The 20,037-nt window shown below is 47.3% G+C and carries 19 protein-coding genes and 10 pseudogenes; 14 read left to right on the top strand and 15 right to left on the bottom strand.

Annotated elements, in window-relative coordinates; genetic code table 11:
- Window positions 1–337: 337 nt before the first annotated feature.
- Both HU143_RS10060 and HU143_RS10055 read left to right on the top strand, forming a co-directional pair.
- Window positions 338–733: a DUF1398 domain-containing protein gene (locus HU143_RS10060; protein ID WP_000422884.1), complete on the top strand. Its 396-nt coding sequence runs from the start codon at window positions 338–340 to the stop codon at window positions 731–733.
- A gap of 327 nt (window positions 734–1,060) precedes the next feature.
- On the top strand, window positions 1,061–1,537 hold the full coding sequence (locus HU143_RS10055) for a hypothetical protein (RefSeq protein ID WP_023226866.1): 477 nt from the start codon (window positions 1,061–1,063) through the stop codon (window positions 1,535–1,537).
- A 386-nt stretch (window positions 1,538–1,923) separates the two neighbouring features.
- On the opposite strand, the gene HU143_RS10050 is transcribed toward HU143_RS10055, so the two are convergent.
- A complete protein-coding gene (locus HU143_RS10050) occupies window positions 1,924–2,343 on the bottom strand; it encodes a GNAT family N-acetyltransferase (protein WP_023226867.1) in 420 nt (139 codons plus the stop codon).
- A gap of 369 nt (window positions 2,344–2,712) precedes the next feature.
- Between HU143_RS10050 and HU143_RS10045 the strand changes: the two genes are divergently transcribed.
- Both HU143_RS10045 and HU143_RS10040 read left to right on the top strand, forming a co-directional pair.
- Window positions 2,713–2,982, top strand: coding sequence for a hypothetical protein (locus HU143_RS10045; protein WP_077909973.1), 270 nt, complete (start codon window positions 2,713–2,715; stop codon window positions 2,980–2,982).
- 165 nt (window positions 2,983–3,147) lie between these two features.
- Window positions 3,148–3,288 carry a hypothetical protein gene (locus HU143_RS10040; protein ID WP_001576018.1) on the top strand — a complete coding sequence of 47 codons (141 nt, stop codon included), beginning with the start codon at window positions 3,148–3,150 and terminating at the stop codon, window positions 3,286–3,288.
- Between the two features lie 145 nt (window positions 3,289–3,433).
- Here HU143_RS10040 and HU143_RS10035 read toward each other — a convergent pair.
- A pseudogene (locus HU143_RS10035) lies at window positions 3,434–4,641 on the bottom strand (IS256 family transposase).
- A 69-nt stretch (window positions 4,642–4,710) separates the two neighbouring features.
- On the opposite strand from HU143_RS10035, the pseudogene HU143_RS10030 reads away from it, so the two are divergent.
- Together HU143_RS10030 and HU143_RS10025 are read left to right on the top strand one after the other, a co-directional pair.
- Window positions 4,711–5,132, top strand: a pseudogene (locus HU143_RS10030) (tyrosine-type recombinase/integrase); the annotation flags it as partial.
- Window positions 5,133–6,071: 939 nt separating this feature from the next.
- Window positions 6,072–6,872, top strand: coding sequence for a hypothetical protein (locus HU143_RS10025; RefSeq protein WP_001536069.1), 801 nt, complete (start codon window positions 6,072–6,074; stop codon window positions 6,870–6,872).
- 28 nt (window positions 6,873–6,900) lie between these two features.
- Here the strand turns inward: HU143_RS10025 and HU143_RS10020 are convergent.
- A pseudogene (locus HU143_RS10020) lies at window positions 6,901–7,043 on the bottom strand (helix-turn-helix domain-containing protein); the annotation flags it as partial.
- 475 nt (window positions 7,044–7,518) lie between these two features.
- On the opposite strand from HU143_RS10020, the gene HU143_RS10015 reads away from it, so the two are divergent.
- From HU143_RS10015 to HU143_RS10010, 3 genes and pseudogenes are all read left to right on the top strand, one after another.
- Window positions 7,519–8,289: a transporter substrate-binding domain-containing protein gene (locus HU143_RS10015; protein WP_000758583.1), complete on the top strand. Its 771-nt coding sequence runs from the start codon at window positions 7,519–7,521 to the stop codon at window positions 8,287–8,289.
- Window positions 8,290–8,305: 16 nt separating this feature from the next.
- A pseudogene (locus HU143_RS24520) lies at window positions 8,306–8,473 on the top strand (phage tail protein); the annotation flags it as partial.
- A gap of 251 nt (window positions 8,474–8,724) precedes the next feature.
- Entirely contained in the window at window positions 8,725–8,910 is a 186-nt protein-coding gene (locus HU143_RS10010; RefSeq protein WP_071787785.1) for a PagK family vesicle-borne virulence factor, read from the top strand.
- Window positions 8,911–9,000: 90 nt separating this feature from the next.
- Here HU143_RS10010 and HU143_RS10005 read toward each other — a convergent pair.
- The 5 pseudogenes from HU143_RS10005 to HU143_RS24755 all read right to left on the bottom strand — a co-directional run.
- Window positions 9,001–9,110, bottom strand: a pseudogene (locus HU143_RS10005) (tail fiber assembly protein); the annotation flags it as partial.
- A gap of 48 nt (window positions 9,111–9,158) precedes the next feature.
- Window positions 9,159–9,490: pseudogene (locus HU143_RS24515) on the bottom strand (DUF1353 domain-containing protein).
- A gap of 105 nt (window positions 9,491–9,595) precedes the next feature.
- Window positions 9,596–9,838 (bottom strand): annotated as a pseudogene (locus HU143_RS24510) (DUF4376 domain-containing protein); the annotation flags it as partial.
- 92 nt (window positions 9,839–9,930) lie between these two features.
- Window positions 9,931–10,135, bottom strand: a pseudogene (locus tag HU143_RS24505) (phage tail protein); the annotation flags it as partial.
- Window positions 10,131–10,418: pseudogene (locus HU143_RS24755) on the bottom strand (hypothetical protein); the annotation flags it as partial. The pseudogenes HU143_RS24755 and HU143_RS24505, both read right to left, overlap by 5 nt.
- Between HU143_RS24755 and HU143_RS09995 the strand changes: the two are divergent.
- Window positions 10,417–11,049, top strand: a pseudogene (locus HU143_RS09995) (tyrosine-type recombinase/integrase); the annotation flags it as partial. The pseudogenes HU143_RS24755 and HU143_RS09995 sit on opposite strands and share 2 nt — an antisense overlap.
- 363 nt (window positions 11,050–11,412) lie before the next feature.
- Here HU143_RS09995 and HU143_RS09990 read toward each other — a convergent pair.
- The 3 genes from HU143_RS09990 to yobA are packed head-to-tail and all read right to left on the bottom strand — an operon-like array spanning window position 11,413 to window position 13,033.
- Window positions 11,413–11,766 (bottom strand): YebY family protein, encoded by a 354-nt coding sequence (locus tag HU143_RS09990; protein WP_000722368.1) that lies wholly within the window; start codon window positions 11,764–11,766, stop codon window positions 11,413–11,415.
- A 16-nt stretch (window positions 11,767–11,782) separates the two neighbouring features.
- Window positions 11,783–12,658, bottom strand: a complete 876-nt coding sequence (gene copD / locus HU143_RS09985) for a copper homeostasis membrane protein CopD (RefSeq protein ID WP_001579467.1) — start codon at window positions 12,656–12,658, stop codon at window positions 11,783–11,785.
- The gene (yobA, locus tag HU143_RS09980; protein WP_000168393.1) at window positions 12,659–13,033 is read right to left on the bottom strand and encodes a CopC domain-containing protein YobA; all 375 of its coding nucleotides are present in this window, start codon (window positions 13,031–13,033) and stop codon (window positions 12,659–12,661) included.
- 137 nt (window positions 13,034–13,170) lie between these two features.
- Here yobA and HU143_RS09975 point away from each other — a divergent pair, with 137 nt between their 5' ends.
- The 3 genes from HU143_RS09975 (at window position 13,171) to exoX (ending at window position 14,887) form a co-directional block, all read left to right on the top strand.
- On the top strand, window positions 13,171–13,401 hold the full coding sequence (locus HU143_RS09975) for a DNA polymerase III subunit theta (RefSeq protein WP_000856224.1): 231 nt from the start codon (window positions 13,171–13,173) through the stop codon (window positions 13,399–13,401).
- 107 nt (window positions 13,402–13,508) lie between these two features.
- A complete protein-coding gene (locus HU143_RS09970) occupies window positions 13,509–14,165 on the top strand; it encodes a carbon-nitrogen hydrolase family protein (RefSeq protein WP_023227121.1) in 657 nt (218 codons plus the stop codon).
- 23 nt (window positions 14,166–14,188) lie between these two features.
- A complete protein-coding gene (gene exoX, locus HU143_RS09965) occupies window positions 14,189–14,887 on the top strand; it encodes an exodeoxyribonuclease X (protein ID WP_000944282.1) in 699 nt (232 codons plus the stop codon).
- 34 nt (window positions 14,888–14,921) lie between these two features.
- Here exoX and ptrB read toward each other — a convergent pair whose 3' ends face one another.
- The 4 genes from ptrB to yebG form a co-directional block, all read right to left on the bottom strand.
- Window positions 14,922–16,973, bottom strand: a complete 2,052-nt coding sequence (gene ptrB, locus HU143_RS09960; RefSeq protein WP_000936990.1) for an oligopeptidase B — start codon at window positions 16,971–16,973, stop codon at window positions 14,922–14,924.
- A gap of 212 nt (window positions 16,974–17,185) precedes the next feature.
- Window positions 17,186–17,845, bottom strand: a complete 660-nt coding sequence (locus tag HU143_RS09955) for a tellurite resistance TerB family protein (RefSeq protein WP_000024709.1) — start codon at window positions 17,843–17,845, stop codon at window positions 17,186–17,188.
- A gap of 93 nt (window positions 17,846–17,938) precedes the next feature.
- A complete protein-coding gene (gene yebF, locus HU143_RS09950; protein ID WP_001042123.1) occupies window positions 17,939–18,292 on the bottom strand; it encodes a protein YebF in 354 nt (117 codons plus the stop codon).
- A 67-nt stretch (window positions 18,293–18,359) separates the two neighbouring features.
- Window positions 18,360–18,650 (bottom strand): DNA damage-inducible protein YebG, encoded by a 291-nt coding sequence (gene yebG, locus HU143_RS09945; RefSeq protein WP_001579458.1) that lies wholly within the window; start codon window positions 18,648–18,650, stop codon window positions 18,360–18,362.
- A gap of 130 nt (window positions 18,651–18,780) precedes the next feature.
- Here yebG and purT point away from each other — a divergent pair, with 130 nt between their 5' ends.
- A complete protein-coding gene (gene purT / locus HU143_RS09940) occupies window positions 18,781–19,959 on the top strand; it encodes a formate-dependent phosphoribosylglycinamide formyltransferase (RefSeq protein WP_000173431.1) in 1,179 nt (392 codons plus the stop codon).
- Window positions 19,960–20,037: the final 78 nt, after the last annotated feature.

The raw sequence follows: 20,037 nt of genomic DNA, 5'->3' as shown, positions 1-20,037 counted from the left end.
AGCCGCTTTTTCAAAACCTATAAAGTCGCCACGCCAAACCTCTCCGTCACTGTAATCCTTATCTAAACATCAATTAATTAACTGATTTTTATATATTATGACTTTTCATGGCGTTCAGAAAAACTACAAATGAAATGGATTGACGCATCTATTAGTGGTCAAAAAAACGCGCTACGAGAAATAATCAGTAACAATTGCAACACTATTCCAATCATAACGTAAACTATATGATACCAGGCGATTATTATTGCTTTTAGGTAACATCTTTGTATGGCTGCTTTTAAGCAACAATACTCTAACACAACATATAACATTATAACTTACAATAGGTTAACAAATGGAATTACAGCTTATGCTTAACCACTTTTTCGAGCGCGTCAGGAAGGATGCAAATTTCAACGCATTTCTAATCGATCTGGAATATAATAATATCGCTTATTACATCTATTTTGTTGCTACCGGCAATGTGAAAATTATCACTCATGCAGGCCACTTCATTTCTATTAAAAGCAATAGAAAGCTGATTAAAGTCAATTCAACACCAAATACGCAATTAATAAAATTGACTTCAGCTAAACACTTTTCGGGCGAGCATTCCTATGAAAAATACTGTACCGATCTGGCAACGGCAGGCGTTTTTAAATGGATTGTGGAATTAAACAAAAAAACTCGACAATACTGGTCGAAAGACAACCAATTATTATATATAGAAAATGTGGTCATGCCGCTTTAACAAGCCAGGGTAATAATAGCGTCAGTCGTGACATTCGGCGTGTTACGACTGCGGGTTATCCATTTGAGACCATGATGAGAGTCTGACTACAAGAGTTATCCTGTGCAGTCCGACCGACGCAGCAACGTTTGACACGATGCTCGACAACAGCATCTCCTGGATCAGGAGAAATGATATTCAAAGCGATATCGACTAAAAGCTCAAAATATTTGCCTGCTATTTATATTCTATCTAATTAATACCCTCCAGGAAGTGTGGCATAATTGCAGAATCTGTCAGGATTCCGGGAGCATACCGGAGCGTAATCGAAAAACCATCTGGAGATGTATGAGCAAGGATGAAATCAGTTATCAAATTCTTTACCGGTACTCTCTGGAAAAACTATACAGTACTCTTACCAGAAGAGTAGATAACGTGCTGTCATTCGCCCTCGTTTTTCTCGGGGTCGGCGTCACCATAAACGTCGGGAGTCCCTTTATTCTGGGGCCAGGCATTGTGGGTATCGCCATACTAAAAAGAGTACTCCGCTTCGGCACGCAATCAGCACAGGCCGATCGGCAGTCCCGCGCCTGGCTGAAACTTTTTAATACTCAGCACCGCTTTCCTTCAGATAAAACACTGTTCCTTGCCTTCACATCGCTTGAGCAAGACGCGAGCGAAGTATGGTCCATGCTTATTGGTCCTGCCATCGTCATGACTGAGACCGCCCTCGGAAAAACGCCCATTGAGCCATTGACGGCGGGTGAAAAAATCTGCGCATTTTTGAGTAGCGCGACGAAATCCCAGCCAGCAGATCGCAATTGAACTGTCTTCTAAACGCCTGTGCCATACCACAGAGATTTAGTACAAAATTAATTAATGGAGTACTAACGCTGTCAGCAGGTTTCTCTGAGTGAAAGATTTGCATTATACGCACAGCCCAGTTTACAGTTTATATAACAGCGCAATATGTTTTTGTATCCGTACCATGCCGCCTACAAGCGGCTGTCTGAGTACCTCTAGCCGTGCCAGGGGGTATTAGCTCAAATGTGAGCTGACATATCTATGGCACAGCGCCAAACCTAATCTGACTGTCCGCCCTGTGCCAGAAGCGGACGCTGATCATGGTGTGTACAGGCCAACAATACGATATATTTTAAAGCTACCTGATTGCAGCTTTCATAAAGCCAAGGTATTCAAATGCAGCAAAGCTATAAACCAGGCTTAATTAAATAATGCCTTTGCGAACCTACTTTAGGAAAGTCCGGTAGCGACATTTGAAGTATATAACCCTGTTTTTCATAAAAAGGGAGAGCCTGGAAGCTAAAGGTATCTACAAGTCCATGAACACAGCCTTTCCGCAAACCTTCTTTTTCGGCCATCTCCATAAGTTGACTCCCCAGACCGCGGCTCCTTGCAGATTCACTTACCCAAAGATAGTCGATGCAAAGCCACGGACCTTTTCTGTCAGCAATTAATCCGCCTACCATTTCGCCGCTTTCGTTTCTGCAGTAGACCCCAAGCTGCCCATTTTTACTAAAATCGACGAACTGAGCATTGTAGCTTCTTAATCCGGTTAATAGTTCTTCTTTATCAAATTCAGTAACTTGATGTGTGATTTGAATGTCCATACATGCCCAATTGAACAAGTTTGTATTTGGAATATAACGTTATAAATAAGTTAATTAAATGTATCAATAGAAAGTTTGTTTTTACTCCTGGGGGCAGGTCACGTCCGCTACTCGCTTAAAGCAGACTGTCAGTTGGAGTCTGAGCTGGTACAATTAATGTGCCACTGGTTAGAAATCAGTAATACGATTTTATCAGGCTGGTGCTCTGGCCTGTCAGGATTTGAGGTATCCACCCGGTTTACCAACCACCTGTATTTGGCACCAGTGGAACCCACTTCCCGATCCAGGATATCCAGTACCCACCGCCGAACCTCTTTCCCCAAAACATATGAGCAACCTCAAGCGCCTTGTCTGGATGATAACCACGATATGAAGTTTGATAACGCGTGGAATCAGGGCGTATGGTTCGCTCTCCGTGCAGCAACTGGACGCCCTTCTCCCCAGCCTTTCAGCGTTGAAGATTTGCCAGCGCTGGGTGAAGAGTGTATGCGAATTATGAAAATCACTTCTGCCGTTTATACTTCGAAAAAGACGTTATCAGAAAGGTGGTTCGCAAGCGCGGAGTTATTAAACCTTTACTTAACGAAATACGGTTTAAGTTGCTTGAATTGCAGCAGAAAGAAAACGACGGCTTGCTGATGCTGGACAAATTAAGCGAGCATGGCATCAATGGACTGATACGCCGTCAATAAAAGGAAGGGTGCATGGACGATCCCGTCACATCACCAATCACAACGGAAGGGCACAAAACAACATTTCACAGCGTAAAGGATAAAACACGATGCCATTTTCAATCAAAAACATATGTTCAGGTCCACAAGGACACTACCCAGAAATCTCCAGACCTATACAGAACAAGCCAGTACCGAGGAATTGCACACTGATCTCAACAACATGCAAAATACAGGAGTATACAGTATTCAGCAGATGTTCCTGCAGTTTTGAAATGCGACCACCCGGTACAGAAGAAAGAACCCCACGACTAAAACTCTCAGCAACGGAGCTCTTATGGCTATCTAAAACAATAGAAACAGAGATGCGCAACACAAAAGAATGAGCCTGTCAGTAATTCTGTGTAACTGCCCAGTTATTAAAGGTGATCGCTCAGGCGGTCACCGAACCCGATAATAAAACGGCTCATCGCCAGCCGCCAGTTCTGGATCGGCATACTCCATTTTTTGACGCATCCTTGATCGCCAGATAAATAACTTTTCGTACTGAGTCATCCGTCGGGAACACCTTGCGTTTCTTAATCGCGGCACGGATCACGCTGTTCAAGGATTCGATTGCGTTTGTCGTGTAGATGGCCTTGCGGATATCCGGCGGATAACTGAAGAGCGTATTGAGGTTTTCCCGGTGCGCACGCCAGCTTTTGCTGATTTGCGGATATTTATCGTCCCGGACTTTCGCGAACGCATCTATCGCCATCAGTACCGCATCTTCGGTCGGGGCCTGATAGACCATCTTCCGGCCGCTGGTGACGGCTTTGTAGTCTTTCCAGGCTACGTATTTCAGGCTGTTACGCATCATATGGATACTGCACAGCTGAATATGGGTTTGCGGGAAGACGCTATTTATCGCATCCGGGAAGCCCTTCAGACCATCCACACAGGCAATCAGGATGTCCTGAAGGCCCCGGGTTTTCAGCTCCGTCAGCACGCTTAGCCAGAACTTTTCGCATTCATTTTCGGCCAGCCACATACCCAGTAACTCTTTCTGGCGTTCGGTGTTGATACCCAGTGCCAGGAAGACGGCTTTGTTGATTACGCTGCCATTCTGACGGACTTTGACGACAACGCAGTCCATATAAACAATGGGGTACAGCGCATCCAGTTGCCGGTTTTGCCTCTCAGTGACCTGCTCTTTTACGGCGTCGGTGACTTTAGATATCAGCGAAGGTGACACATTGGCGTCGTACATCTCTTTGAAGGTGGCGACGATTTCGCGGGTAGTCATGCCTTTGGCGTAGAGGGATAAAATTTGGCTGTCCATCTGCGTAATGCGCGTCTGGTGCTTCTTAAGCAGCTGTGGTTCGAAGGTGTTTTCACGGTCACGCGGTGTGTTGAGTTCTATCTCGCCGTCATCGCACAACACCGTTTTGGACGAGTAGCCATTACGGGTGTTTGAGCCTGTTTTGGGGGCGTTTTTCTCATACCCGGGGTGGTCAGTCAGCTACGCATTGAGCGCCGTTTCGACGATTAATTTCGTCAGCATACGGGAAAACGGATTGAGGTCGGCTTCGGTTTTAAGGCCTTTAGCCAGTTCAGCCGCAAGGAATTTGAGTTTCTTTTCGTCCATAATTGCCTGTCTCCGTTACTGGAGTGAACATATCAAAAACAGGCAATTACACAATTTTAATTACAGTCTCAGTTCAGTCACATTATTGATGAGCGACTGTACGTTAAGCCAATCAAGACCGAGATGAAAATCGCTCTGCCACTTTCGCTCACCCCTCCTTCCATGGGTTTACGCCTCAGTACGGTGATTGATCGTTGCCGCCTGGTAAGCCGTAGCGAATACCTTATCAGCGCTGGCATACGCAAAAACCGCCCGAACGGGAGTATTCATCCTGACAGCCTGACTAAAAAATTTGTTGCGGCACGAAAATTTACCGGAATAAATTTAGTGATAACCCACCGACATTTCACGAGATCCGCAGCTTATCCGGACGACTGTATAAAGATGCTTACGGGGAAGGGTTTGCTCAGAAACTCCTGGGACATACTTCCGAGAACACCACGAAACTCTATCTCGATGAACGCGATAATAAAGCTTACGTGATGCTCTGATTTTGCTGTAAAAGAAATGTTAAACTGGATTTGGATCTGATATAACGAAAAAGCCCGGAATACAGAAATTCTGGAAAATTTCGGAAATTTCGGATTATTGATCATAAGCAACTGTTTTATAAGAAAAAAAGAGACCAAATACGATTCCCGCTTACGGCAACCATTGATATTTCTCTTTAAATTCATAATGTTACATATTAATTAAGTGATTTTAACGATTAGAATACGTTATTTTTGATTCTAATAGATTCAATTAGTTATCACTTTTTACGTTTTAATTCGGACATATTTCGAACCATTTTGCGTATAAATCCCCCGACCAATCAAACTCACTGCCCAATATATCACTCGACCTCTTCCACTGGTGGCCTCCCGATGCCAAATGCCCATGTAGACGAAGGCTTAATAGTGATGCCAACAAAAGCGATCACGAAAAGTTGAACAGATGCCTGGTTTCAGATTAAACACATTGATTAGCCATTCTTAACCAGTAGAATCCGCCGCGACTGGCAACCATTCAATATTCGCACTATCGAACGATCGCCAGTTTGCCGCAGTCCGTTCCTGCATACGACGTGGCTGCGGCACCGATCATACCGGGCAGTCGTCAAACCTCCAGGATCGCGCATCGTCAACGATGCAGGTGATCGTGAACAAGATATAGTTTTCCACAGTTCGTACAGGATAGGCCTCCTTATTGCTGCCTTCGCAGTGACAGTAACTGTCCCTGTGTTTTCACATCCTAACCTACCATGTCCCCGATAAGTTAAGTATATGAGCGTAGAGGAGCTTTTCGACCATGGGCACAACCTCTAAATCTGAAGGGAGTTCATCAATAGATACAATAATGAACGTTTCTTTAAAGATCTTTGTAGTCAGTCCCTGTTAGGTTGTCGTGACATAAGAATATCGCTTAATTTTGAATACAGGGAAATGTAATTGATTATAAATGTTGGACATGTAGCTACAGAAAAATTCGACACAACTGGAGTGAGCGCCTGTAACAACCAACAGAGTACTTCAGTTGATTTATCCTCCTGTATTATTAATGCTGCTTCAGAATGTACCGTTTTTGTCAGAACAATAATAAAGAAATCGGACAGTTATGATGCAATGCAAATTGACAGGCTTAAAATTGATACGCAGGAAAAATACGACGCTCTTAATTTACAAAGAGAACATCACAAGAAATTTCTGCAAACTATAAAAGCAAACTCTTTTGACAGAGCTATGGCTGAAAGACCAGAAAACCCAATATCTCTGAGTCTAATATATTCTTCCATTGATTCAATAAAATATAACACAGGGAACTGTGCTGATATGTCGCTAATTTTAGGTGCGATTATTGCAAAATATATACCACAAAGACTAACCGGAATAGGATTTTCGAAAAATAATGTATTTGATGCCAGAATAAGTACATCCCTTATGTATAATAGCGCGTCAGGAGGGAATCATGTGGTTGTTTTTTTGACTTTTACTGATTCAAAAGGAATATCGGAATATATACTTGACCCTTGGCTGGATGCGCGCATTTTCAAAAAGGAAGAGTCATATGAAATTTATAAAAACAATAGCAGTGAATATATTAATGAAAATCATTGCTTCGAAGCATACGATAAATACACTGCTATAATGAATAGCGCAGAATATATAGACGCCATAACAAAGACAATAAATCTTTTATATAGAGTTAATCTTGATGAAATTCAATTAACCAATCCATTTAAGTTTATATAATTAACTCTTATGGCTGATTAAAGGAGTGTTATTTTCCCATGAATGGCATCAAAGGCATGTTACTCGCCGGAAATTTTCTGTACAACGTCGAAACGCCAACATCATAAATAATCGCTACCTGCTGTCACGGTACTCCGGCCCTAATGAGGCGCCCGGCTGCGCCCATTGTTCCTGTGATTATTATTTAATAACGATTACGAAAACAAAAACTCAACTAACTGAATTAAATAGAATTAAACAAAATTGACATATAAAAATGTACTTAATTATGTACTTTTGAAATCGTCAGCATACGATCTGCTGATCAACATACGACGTTACATCACAATAGTGAACTGTACGACCTATAAACACGATTACAGTCAGTTCTGACTAAACAGCAGTCAGCCTACCAAGGCACGCTCTTGCAAACAACGTGACTGCGGTAATCCATCACATCAGAAATGTGAAAAATCAGGGTGAAAATTTAATTGAAGCTGTCACTTAACCCGAAGCAGGTCTTCATAGCGGATAGTATATCGTGGCGAGAGGATCTCCCGTTTAATATACCACTATTATTGGATTCCCTGCCCAGTAAAGGTTACCGGTGCAATGGAGAGAAGACAATCTCATCTGTGTCTACTGATCAAACATTAGGGTAAGAGTAATGAAAAAAGTATATTTTATGTTTGTTATCTTGTTGTCACTTTCAGGTATTCATTCCGCGATGGCAAAACCCTGGCAGGAGATTAAAGAAAGCAAAGAGTTACGTGTGGGGGTGCCTGGTGACTATGCTCCCCTCGCATTTCACAACAAACAAAATAAATTAATCGGTTTTGATATTGATATGGCATATTCACTGGGCAAAGCTCTGCACCTGAATATCCTGTTTGTACCTAGCAGTTGGCCTACACTGTCAACTGACCTGGCAGCAGACAAATTTGATATTGCAATGGGAGGGATTACAGAAACTCCCGGCAGAAGAAAACAGTTCGCACTTTCTTCTCCGGTACTTAAAAATGGGAAAATAGCGCTGACGCAATGTAACAGGATTAATGACTTCAAATCTCTTGAAGATATTGACCGTAAGGGCGTGCGGATTGTTGTTAATCCAGGTGGTACAAATCTGGACTATGTTGACAAGCATATCAGGTATGCAGATGTTATTCGCGAAAAAGATAATGATGCCACTCTGCAGAGGATTCGTGAACGCAGCGCTGATGTCATGTTTACCGACTTGCTCGAAGGTACTTATTACCAGAACAAAGAGCCAGGCGTCTTCTGCGTATCAACCAGGAGTATCCTCCCCGACACTGCCGGTAATAAAGTCTATATGATGGCGAAGGATAATCAGTATCTTCTTGATGCTGTAAATAGCTGGTTATCTGATGAAAACAGAATCATACTTGCCAGAAAGTGGCAGATAAATCCAGAGTAGCCGCCACAAAATTTTGACAAGCACCATTGCCGACTGACGAACAGAACTGGCGCGGGGTGAAAGATGTGACGACGATAAAGCCAGCCAGGCTAAATGGATGGCTTATATCAGGAAGCTTAAAACGCTGGATTTAACAGGCGTTTCAGATGAGGCCACCTTCACAGTAATCAGATGGTCTGCATGACCACAGTAATACTACTAACTTGCAGTTTTTTAGGCGTTAATTTGGTTCTGGTATCTACACGAGTTCATTCAGATACAAGTAAATTTTCTGTAGAGAATAAAATTACTACACTTATTATTCCATTTCAAAGTAAATACTTGCTTAACAATCAGTAGACAGACAAGAAAAATTTTCGCCTCTGCTTTATCCTGGTAAAGGATTGCGGTAAAAGTTAAGAAGGCAGCATAACTCTCAACTATGTGGATAATATTATGAATAAATTTAACAGTGTATTGTTAGCGCTGGTTTTTGCTATATCAGCCATAACATTTTCTTCATCTGCAATGGCCACTGAAAGCGATAATAAAGGATTCCCGGGCATTTCCTTTCCGTGGTGTAAAATCTGGCCGGCAGGTATATCAATCCCAGAACTACCAGAGGGTAAAATATGCTGGTAAACGAAACAACCTTTTATTAACCTGGGTGATTAATTACCGTGTAAACAAGTAATTTGTGATACATGGATAATTAAAGTACCACAGTAACGACTACAGACTGGCTGGTTTATCCGGCCAGGAGAGGCAGATGTATCCACCCTGTTTACCATTACGCTGTAGAGTTCCCATGCTTCCAGCCGTTTAATCTCGTCATCTGTGGCAAATCATTCACAGTATTTACGTTCTTTCCCATACATTCCCCTGCCAAATCACCTGACCGCCAGATACATCTCAATCCGTTTCCACTTCGGCGCGCCAAGCACGGCATTCCGTCCAGGAATATCAAATTGGCTTCTTTTTTCGTGCGCAGCGCATTGTCGTAAAGGTAGTCGTGGATTATTGCCGCTTTAGCGTATTTGCCGTCTGGCGGCATGACTGACCAGAAGATGCATGGCACGGTGGCGAGATCAGTTACAAATCCGGCTGGTACGCTGATTACGTCGCTGTTGTCGTCGCTGAGGTAAAATTCAAAAGATTCATGTACACGCCAAAGGTAGTGGCCAGGCATTTCAAGAATGGCCGGGGTTGTGAAGCAGCTCATAATACATTCCTTAACGGTTTTCCGGCCAGCCAACACGTAACCCAGTACAGCCCGTGCGTTGGTGAGACTGTTCACTTCGTCCTTCATCTGCCGCTGGCGTTCGTGGATTTTAAAACCCACCAGTACCATGTTTCGTTGCATAGCGGCTTCGAGTTTAATCAGTTCGTCTGCGCTCATTGGCACATCGATGTTATCTGCATCCGTCCAGAAGAATCCTGGTGGTAGCGTTCCCTGTTTTGCCACCGCCGTTACTGGCGACAGTCGGTCCTGCGACGCTTTACCGCAGTCCCAGTGGTGATCATTCAGTGTGAACGGATAGTTACCGTTTTCCTGTGCATTAGGCCACACATTAATCTCAGCGTATTTCTGACCGAGTGCGGTCGCAAGGTCAGCCACCCACTGACCGTTTTCAAATTTATCTATTGGTGATGTGGGGGCCTGTGTGGTGGTGTTCTCCGGTAACGGGCCGGGTTTTGAAATATAAATCGGGTTGCTGGTTTGCGTGTCGTACACTGTTTCGCCGTGATGGTCTTCGTTTAGACTCCACGTTTCGGTTTCAGGGTCAAATACAGCAATATGACTGGCCGGAATATCAGGAGGGGCAATATCGGTACAGTTTGACGGTAATCCGGTATGTGGCGCTACCGTCGGCAATATCCAGTCCGGCAGTGCCTGTCACCATTACTGAAACATTACTGCCTTCACCGGCACTCCAGACCTACGCGACGATACGGTAATGCTCCTGGATATTTTGTGTCTGCGGTAACAGTGAACAGTCCAGATACAACGAACTCAGTTCCGGATCATCTCCGGTACCGGTGATAATCCCTGTGGTCTGGTCGTTAACACTGGCTGTGATGGCCTTCTCCCTGAAATACCGCTCCACAGCATTTAGCAACTCATCCGGTTTACGGTTACCGATGAATGATTTTCGTGAGGCAATTGTGGAAGGAAGAATAACAACGAATCCGGTTGAGCCAACCCGAGCACCTGAAATTAAGGTTGCCAGGGAACGCCTGCAACTGGAAACCTATAACGCCACGCGGACGGCGGCAGAACATCTGCCTGTGTGGTTTCCTCTTGCGATGGATCTCGCGCTGGTTACTGGTCAACGTAGGGAGGATATCGTAAATATGAAATTTAGTGATGTTTTTGACAACCGCTTATACGTAACTCAGATTAAAACCGGAATGAAAATAGCCATTCCCCTCTCCCTGACACTTCAGGCGCCAGGGTTACGTCCGGGAACGGTTATCGATCGCTGCCGACTGGTAAGCAGAACCGATTTCATGATCAGTGCCGGAATCAGGAAAAATAGCCCGACCGGGAATATTCACCCAGATGGGCTGACAAAGAAATTTGTAAAAGCCAGAAAAATTTCAGGCGCTAAATTTAGTGATAACCCACCGACATTTCACGAGATCCGTAGCCTGCCCGGGCGGCTATACAAAGACGAACTCGGCGAGGAATTCGCTCAAAAACTACTGGGCCACACCTCAGAGAACACCACGAAACTCTATCTCGATGAACGCGATAATAAAGCTTACGTGATGCTCTGATTTTGTTGTAAAAGAAATGTTAAACTGGATTTGGATGTGATATAACCAAAAAGACCGGAATACAGAAATTCGAGGAAATTTCGAGGGGAAACACATAACCCATTGATTTATAATCTAAATAAAAAGAGACCGAATACGATTCCTGTATTCGGTCCAGGGAAATGGCTCTTGGGAGAGAGCCGTGCGCTAAAAGTTGGCATTAATGCAGGCTAAATCGCCTTGCCCTTTAAGAATAGATGACGACGCCAGGTTTTCCAGTTTGCGACGAAGGTGATTGAAAAAACCTGGCGTTTTGTCTGTTATCAGAGATAAAAAAACCGTAAGCCTTTTCGTGAAGGTTTACGGTTTTTTATTAAAAATCAGTCAGCTATTGGATGGATCACAAAGCTTTTGCGCACGTTCGATAAACGGCGCCAGACTCATTTTCTCACCGGGCTTCGCCGGGTTATCGATTTGAATGACGGCAATAGGCTGAGCGCGCGTTTTACCCTCCGCTACTTGCTGTTCGGCAATGGCATTCAAGGGATACTGCACCAGCGTACTGGGGTTGATCACATAGAGCGCCTGGCCAGGCCGACAGGTCAACATGACCTCTTCCCGATTAAACGCCCACTTGTCTTTTCCTACTTCAAAACGACTTACGGTAATCACCTGCGGCGCCGCCAACGCTACGCCCGAAGTGGCCAGCAGAAGCGCCGGAAGGAGTATTTTTTTCATTCGTTATGCCAGTCCATCAGAAAGGTTCGAGGGTTGCAAACAGGCTGACGATCGCCAGAACTATGCCTCCAACTCCCCATTCAATTTGCGTCATCCTGACAAACCATAGGTCAGTCCGGGGATTTTCCTGTCGCATACGTGGTACGAGAACATACCGATTCGTCAGCGCAATTGCTACCATAAGCACGACCAGCGCACATTTTAACAAAAGCAACTGTCCATAGGTGGTCTGCCAGATAGCGGTAAATCCCGTGATAAATAGCGTGTTGCCAATGCCTGTGAGCAATACGCCCGCCACAAAAAAGTGACCATAACGAGAAAAACGCATCATGGCGCTAATAGCATGTTGACGCCAGCGTCCCTGAGCCATGCGCATACAATAAACCACTGGCAACAGCCCACCAAACCAGGCTGCGGCACAGAGTAAATGCAGAGCATGGTTAATCTGCTGTAATGTTCCCACTACACCGTCGCGCATCGTCGCATGTCCAACGCCTGCCAGCAGGATAAACTGAGCAACGGTGAGAATAAGAAGCCGTCGTTGCATTTTTACCGGCGCAATGACTACCACCGCCAGCGTGACCAGCGCGAGGATAATTTGCCATATCCAGACCGCGCCAAAGCGGGTTTGCAGTACCGCGCTCCACACCGAGACGGAAAAAACATCGGGCCAGCCGCCGCCCATCAGTCCACCCTGAATCGCCAGCATAAAAGCCGCGCTGATAACGCTCCAGGCGGCGGCATGTCGTTGCAGATGTAAAAATCGACGCGTCATTAAACGACGAATTGATGCGGGTGCCAGCCAGGCACCGTAAAGCGCGCAGCCGTAGACCAGCATCAAACTAGCAAAATGAATAAATCGGAGAGTTATCCAGACGAATGTCAGCATCATTTATTTCACGCTGAAGGTGTATTTCCCTTTTGTTTTATGTCCATCCACCGACACAACGTGCCAGTCTACCGTGTAAGCGCCAGATTTTAACGGCTGCTCAAGCGGGATAATCAACTGCGTTTTATCCTGTTCATTTCGCTTTGCCGGGCGCGTTTTGATGAGCTCTTGCTGAGGGCCAGTAATGGTTGCGCCGCTGAACCCTGGCTCAATCCCTTCAGAAAAGTTCAGGGTCAGCGCCTGTGGCGAGGCCGTAACGGCAGCATTCGCCGCTGGATACTGATGCGTCAGGTGCGCATGTGCCCAGGCCGCTGGCGTCGCAAATGTCGATGCCAGCAGCAGTAAAGCTAAACGTCGCGATGGTGCAGAAGAAGCCATATTCACTATTCCTTTTTGTTATACCTACGTTACAAAGAATAACCTTCAACAATCAATGAGTCGAGGATCATCATTTCCATCTTGCCATTACCGCGGACTCTTAGTACCTTCTGGCGGCAACAAAAAAGGAGACACGTATGAAAACAAATCTGGCTCAGCTTGAACAAGCGGAAATGGATAAAGTCAATGTGGACCTGGCGGCAGCCGGGGTGGCATTTAAAGAGCGCTACAATATGCCAGTTGTCGCGGAGGCGGTCGAACGTGAGCAGCCAGAGCATCTACGCGCCTGGTTTCGCGAGCGGCTGATTGCCCATCGTCTGGCTTCCGTATCACTATCCCGACTCCCTTACGAACCCAAAGTTAAATAAAAATTATATAACGTTACACTTCCTTACATGCAGACGACTACATTATAAGGCGATTCTTAATCTATGCTTTTTAGAATGGCTGTAGAGACTATGAAAAGGAAGTCATTATGTCCTCCTGGAAAATTGCTGCTGCGCAGTATGCGCCCCTGAACGCCTCGCCGGTGGAGCATGTTGCCCACCATCTGGAATATATTGAGCTTGCGGCTCGTCAACAGTGCGAACTGCTGGTCTTTCCGTCACTGTCGCTATTAGGCTGCGACGAAAAAAATAAATCATTGCCCGCCCCGCCTGACGAGGCGCTTTTACAGCCGCTCACTCATGCGGCCGATACCCACCATATGACTATCATTGTGGGTATGCCTGTTGAGCATAACTGCCGCTTCGTAAAAGGCATCGCTATTTTTGCCCCATGGCTAACGTCGCCGCTCATGTTTCACAAAAGTCATGGCGCCTGTATTGCCAGGCAGCGAAGCGCTATCAACGTGGTGGATGAGCAGCCAGAAGGTGGTGATATAGACCCCTCATTTACGTTATTCACAACCAGTCAATGTCTTAACGAGCCTGAACTCCATGCTTCTACCTCACGCTTACAACGTTTTTCGCATAAATATGCGCTGGCCGTACTGATGGCCAATGCCTGTGGCAGTAGCGCGCTGTGGGATGAAAGCGGGCAACTTATTGTTCGTGCCGATTGCGGTTCGCTATTACTGACGGGTCTGCGCACAACCGAGGGTTGGCAAGGCGATATCATTCCATTACGCTAAGATCTTTGGGTGAGGAATGAATCATGTTGCGGATTATAGACACGGAAACCTGCGGGCTGCAGGGCGGGATCGTAGAGATAGCCTCTGTAGATGTCATTGATGGCAACATTGTCAATCCCATGAGTCACCTGATACGCCCCGATCGCCCTATTACGCCGCAGGCGATGGCGATACACCGTATTACCGAAGCCATGGTCGCCGATAAGCCGTGGATTGAAGATGTCATACCGCTTTATTACGGTAGTGAGTGGTATGTCGCTCACAATGCCAGTTTCGACAGACGCGTATTACCTGAATTGCCGGGTGAGTGGATCTGTACCATGAAGTTGTCGCGACGCCTGTGGCCGGGAATAAAATACAGCAATATGGCGCTCTATAAATCGCGCAAACTAAGCGTACAAACGCCGCCGGGGCTGCATCATCACCGGGCGCTTTATGATTGCTATATCACCGCCGCCTTGCTGATTGATATTATGCGAACCACCGGCTGGACCGCGGAAGAAATGGTCAATATCACGGGCCGTCCTGCGCTGTTAACCACTTTCCCGTTCGGTAAATACCGCGGTAAGGCGGTATCTGAAGTCGCAAAACGCGATCCGGGCTATTTACGCTGGCTTTTTAATAACCTTGATAATATGAGCCCGGAACTTCGCCTGACGCTTAAACACTACCTGGAAGATGTTCAGGCTGGCGAGCAACGCAGCAATGGAACACCACAATAACCCGCGACGCTCACAAGCCATTGCGGGCGCGCGTCTATGCGCTATGTAAGGTTCCCTGCGCCAGGCCGATTAAAAAGGCGAACTCCAGCGCGACGCCTTCGTAGGATTTAAACCGCCCCGACTTACCACCGTGCCCGGAGTCCATATCCGTACATAACAGCAGCAGACGTTGGTCCGTTTTTAGCTCGCGTAATTTTGCCACCCACTTCGCCGGTTCCCAGTATTGCACCTGAGAATCGTGCAATCCTGTCGTCACCAGCAGGTGCGGATAGTCCTGCGCTTTGACATTGTCATAAGGACTATAGCTTTTCATATAGTCATAATACTCAATATCCTGCGGGTTCCCCCACTCTTCAAACTCCCCTGTCGTTAATGGGATCGACTCATCCAGCATCGTGGTTAATACATCAACAAAGGGCACCTGGGCAATAACGCCGTGGAAAAGCTCGGGGCGTTCGTTGATAGCGACGCCCATTAGCATTCCGCCCGCGCTCCCGCCCATCCCATAACACAGCGACGGTGAACCGTAACCCAGTTTTAATAAGGCATCGCAGGCATCAAGATAGTCATTAAAAGTATTCCGCTTTTTGAGGAATTTGCCATCTTCATACCACTGCTGCCCCAGCTCACCGCCGCCGCGAACGTGTACGATTGCGTAAACAAAGCCACGATCCAGCAAGCTCAGTCGGCTGCTGCTGAAGTCGGCGTCAATACTGGAACCGTAAGATCCGTAACCGTAAACCAGAAGCGGATTTTGCCCTTTACGAAAATACTTCTGATGATAAACCAGCGATACCGGCACTTCGACGCCGTCGCGTGCGGTGATCCACAGGTGTTCGCTCTGATAACAGCCAGAATCAAACCCAGGCACTTCCGTCTGTTTAAGTACCCGTCGTTCTCCGGTATCCATATCCAGTTCAAACAAGGTATCTGGCGTCGTCATTGAAGAATAGCCGTAACGCAGCCGGGAGGTCTCAGGTTCGGGATTATAGGCAAGCCACGTCACGTAAGCCGGATCGTCAAAGGCGATGCCTATCACTTCACGGGTTTTACGGTTAATTTGCCGCAGGCTGGTAAGCCCCCGTTGACGCTCTTCGACCACTAACCAGTCGGTAAACAGGGTAAACCCTTCCAGCATAATATGCTCGCGCGGAGGGATCAGTTCTTCCCAGGCGTTTTCATTGCGCACGCGGGTACGGTACAACCCAAAGTTTTTACCGTTCCGGTTAGAACGCAGGTAAAACTTATGTTGATAGTGATCGAGACTATATTCATGGTCTTTGCGGCGCGGTAAAAATGAAAACGGCTCGGCATCGGCCAGTTCCGCGTCAAGTAATAGCACTTCGCTAGTGGTGGCGCTGGCAAGATGAATCACCACATAATGCTGCGAAGTGGTTTTATGCAGGCTGACATAAAAGGTATCGTCTTTCTCTTCATATACCAGTTCATCTTGCGATGACGGAGTGCCAATCGTGTGCCGCCAAACCTGATAGGGCAGCAGCGTCTTCTTATGCTTACGCACATAGTAAAGGGTCAGGGAATCATTGGCCCAGACAAATTCAGGCGCAACGTTATCCAGCAGTTCCGGATACCAGTTACCGCTTTCGAGGTTACGAAAACGCAGCCCATACTGACGACGGGATAAATAATCTTCCGCCAGCGCCATGATGGTATTATCCGGCGTAATGGCAAGCCCGCCGAGCGTATAAAATTCGCTGTGCGCGGCCCGCTGGTTCGCATCGAGCAAGGTTTCCCACACATCCCACTCTTCGCTTAACGCCGATTGTCGTTGATAGATGGCATATTCGCAGCCGGGTTCATAGATATAACGGTAGCGATAGCCATTTTTCACATACGGAGCGGAAACTTCTCTGGGCGGGATGCGATCGATAATTTCTTTTAGAATGCGGTCCTGTAACGCCTGCTGAGAGGACATGACCTTCCGGCCATACTCATTTTCCTGATGCAGGTAATCAAGGACTTCCGGCTGCGAGCGAGTGTCATCTCGCAGCCAGTAATAATTATCAATGCGCGTATCGCCATGTACGGTCATGGCATAGGGAATTCGATTGGCTTTTGGCAACATGTCGTTTTTTCTTTTGCGTTAATATTTGTTATATATCACGCGGCAAACACAGCGGCGTAGCATGGTAGTCCCGGTCGCTCACCTCGGTAAGCGCCTGAGATGTCACTGCTTCGCCGCTATCCTGCAACATGAATGACGTAAACTATCCATCCTATAAGGGTGGCAAAAGACACGCATGATGCAAGCGAAACATGTTACTTAATGGCAGGTTATCAGCCTGGTAGCGCCTGTTTTTGCTGCTGCAAGTCCTGCTCGATACCGTCCCGAACCTCCTGAGGAATTTTTAGTGCGTCTCCTAACGCATTCAGATAGCTACGTTCCATAAAGTGGTCAATATCAATGGCGGCGCAGCTCAGGAAGTAGAGTTCCAGGGCTTCTTCTTCATTACGAACGCCCTGTGCCAGACGTTGTGGATCAAGCGGCTGCTCAATAGCTTTCTCGATAAACACACGCCCTTGCTCTTCCACACCTGATTCTCGCAGTTGGTGCTCAATCGCCGCGCGTTCTTTGGCATCAATATGCCCATCGCTTTTTGCAGCAAAAACCAGCGCCAGGATCAGTCGCTCAGTGCGAACATCCAGCGGCGTACTTTGGCTGCCGAATTGCGGCTCCCCCTGATGCGCAGCTCGTACTTTATCTTTGTACTTATTCCACAATACGGAACCCGCCACCGCGCCGCCGCCCACCAGCAAAGCGCCAGTACCGTATTTGGTTAATAATTTGCGCGAAGACTTATTGGCGACCAACAGTCCAGCCAGACCGCCCAGCGCGCCGGGAACCAGCAGTTTATTTAACCCCTGTTCACCGGAAGGCGATGCAGAAGCGCCTTTTTGCCCAAGAAGTGATTGTAATTGGTTCAACCAGTTAGCCATAGTACCCCTCAAATACAGACCAATAATGGTCAAGCGTACCTGAGGGGATGTCAGGAATTGTCTGTTCCGGCAAAAGAAGCGCAAATTACGCTGCTAGCGGGGCTTATATTCCGCCTTGCCGGCTTTGCAATCAACGATGACCTGATAATGAATATCGGCGCTTTTACCGCGAACGGTTAGCGGAACTGTCCATTTATCATTTTGACCCACAACGTCCTGCACATTAACCCACGCGACCGGGTCAGCCTGCCCGACCTTTTTTTGGTCGTCTGCCCACCGCACGATACGATTTTGCTGGTAGTCGCGCTTCACGCTTGCCGCAATCCCCGCGGCATCCAGCCCTTCGCACTGCGGAAACTTAACCGATTTACTCTCGGTGGATGCCGCAAATGCCGATACGCTGGCGGATAACAACAGCAGGCTCAACAACGCTCCTCTTTTATTCATACTTTTCTCCTTAGCACAATGATTCAGGAAAAGCATGGTACAAAACGCCGGGAGCGCAAGTACGGGTTCAGGCGGCTTGCTTTTTCGTTTTACTCGCGGCGTCCTTTTCAACCGCCTGCGGAGAAGGCAACTTACCGGTTTTGAGGATAGTGCTTAACACCTCTTTATGTTCCGCCAGCCACAGCGACAACGCTTCGCGCTGCCCATCTTCCAGCACGACTGGCGACTGCCCAAGCCAGGTATCAAGAAGATCGGCAGTATCGAGCATTTTGTCCCAGGCGTCGGCTTCCTTTTTACTGGTAAATGACATCTTCTCCTCACCCTCGCGAATGACTACGTATTTAACTTCAACCGCCATTTTGCAGCCCCTTATTTACCTGTGTTTATATACAGTATATTGCAAGGCAGCAAGAAAAGCAATCTATTCGAAAAGACATACGCAAACGTTTTCGTATATACTGCGCGCAGGTAAATAAGGGGACAGAAATATGACGCTATTAGGCACTGCGCTGCGTCCGGCAGCAACGCGGGTGATGTTATTAGGGGCAGGTGAATTGGGAAAAGAGGTGGCGATTGAATGCCAACGCCTGGGGATCGAGGTTATCGCCGTCGATCGCTATCCTGATGCGCCCGCCATGCATGTGGCTCACCGTTCACACGTCATTAATATGCTGGACGGCGAGGCGCTACGTCATGTGATTACAGAGGAAAAACCGCATTATATCGTGCCGGAAATAGAAGCGATCGCCACCGATACGCTGCGCGAGCTGGAGGGCGAAGGGCTGAATGTCGTGCCTTGCGCTCGTGCAACGCAGCTCACGATGAACCGCGAAGGGATCCGTCGCCTGGCCGCAGAAGAATTAGGTCTGCCGACATCGACGTATCGCTTTGCCGACAGTGAGGCCAGTTTTCATGATGCGGTAGCCGCAGTGGGTTTTCCTTGCATCGTCAAACCGGTCATGAGCTCTTCCGGCAAAGGCCAGAGCTTTATCCGCTCGGCCGAACAGCTCGCGCAGGCATGGGAGTATGCTCAACAAGGCGGACGCGCTGGCGCGGGTCGCGTGATTGTGGAAGGCGTGGTTAAATTTGATTTTGAAATTACGCTGCTCACCGTTAGCGCCGTCGATGGCGTGCATTTCTGCGCGCCGGTCGGTCATCGTCAGCAAGATGGCGACTATCGCGAATCCTGGCAGCCACAGCAAATGAGCGAACTGGCGCTGAAGCGGGCGCAAGAGATTGCCCGCCATGTGGTACTGGCGTTAGGCGGTCATGGACTGTTCGGCGTTGAACTCTTCGTCTGTGGCGATGAAGTCATTTTCAGCGAAGTCTCCCCTCGCCCGCACGATACCGGAATGGTCACGTTGATTTCTCAGGATCTTTCTGAGTTTGCGCTGCATGTGCGCGCCTTTCTGGGAATGCCCGTAGGCGCTATTCGCCAGTATGGTCCCGCTGCCTCGGCCGTGATTCTGCCGCAGCTTACCAGTCAAAATGTGACGTTTGATAATGTACACGCGGCGGTAGGAGCCGGAGTGCAGGTACGGCTGTTTGGTAAGCCTGAGATCGACGGCACCCGTCGTCTTGGTGTAGCGTTAGCGACAGGTGAAAACGTTGAAGAAGCGGTGATAAGAGCGAAAAAGGCCGTCAGCCGCGTGACGGTAAAAGGCTAATGCGCCATCGCCTGATGGCGACGTTAGCGCATTTTTATCAGACCTGCCTGATCGCCACTCGTAAGCCCGATAAGCAAG

Origin of the sequence: Salmonella sp. SJTUF14076, assembly GCF_015534835.1 — a bacterium.
Classification (GTDB): Bacteria; Pseudomonadota; Gammaproteobacteria; order Enterobacterales; family Enterobacteriaceae; genus Salmonella; species Salmonella enterica.
The sequence above is the reverse complement of the archived record's forward strand: the minus strand, read 5'-3'. Positions and strand labels throughout refer to the sequence as shown.